The sequence below is a fragment of the Halobacillus sp. K22 genome, from assembly GCF_052246795.1.
Classification (GTDB): Bacteria; Bacillota; Bacilli; order Bacillales; family Halobacillaceae; genus Halobacillus.
On record NZ_JBQQCN010000064.1, the window covers coordinates 1 to 569 of the forward strand.

A 569-nucleotide genomic window follows, 5' to 3' on the forward strand; every position below is an offset into this window, starting at 1 on the left:
GTCCGCCGCTCGTTCCACGAGCTTCACCCCCGAAGGGGATCCGCTCGCTTCCCGCGCTCGACTTGCATGTATTAGGCACGCCGCCAGCGTTCGTCCTGAGCCAGGATCAAACTCTCCATAAAAGTAGCTTGACTTGCTCATTTGCACACCGAATGTGCTTGTTTGAATTCCTTCAATAATGAAAGAATATCTTGACGTACTGGTTGGTTCGTTCAGTTTTCAAAGATCAAAAGTGTTCATGGTGGGCCTGAGTGGACTTGAACCACCGACCTCACGCTTATCAGGCGTGCGCTCTAACCAACTGAGCTACAGGCCCCAATGTTAAAGAATTAATGGAGCGGGTGAAGGGAATCGAACCCTCATCATCAGCTTGGAAGGCTGAGGTTTTACCACTAAACTACACCCGCAATATATAATTATTATTAAATGTAAGAGTTGCTCGATGGTCGGGAAGACAGGATTCGAACCTGCGACCCCTTGGTCCCAAACCAAGTGCTCTACCAAGCTGAGCTACTTCCCGTATAATGGCGCGCCCGAGAGGAGTCGAACCCCTAACCTTCTGATCCGTA

Annotated in this window: 3 tRNA genes and 1 rRNA gene; all 4 read right to left on the reverse strand. The window is 49.9% G+C overall.

What is annotated here, in order from left to right:
- A 16S ribosomal RNA gene (locus ACTWPM_RS20670) occupies nt 1-122 on the reverse strand; the annotation flags it as partial.
- Nucleotides 123-239: 117 nt separating this feature from the next.
- Nucleotides 240-316: transfer RNA gene (locus ACTWPM_RS20675), tRNA-Ile, on the reverse strand.
- 17 nt (nt 317-333) lie between these two features.
- Nucleotides 334-407 (reverse strand) — tRNA-Gly (locus ACTWPM_RS20680).
- Between the two features lie 36 nt (nt 408-443).
- Nucleotides 444-520: transfer RNA gene (locus ACTWPM_RS20685), tRNA-Pro, on the reverse strand.
- Nucleotides 521-569 lie beyond the last annotated feature (49 nt).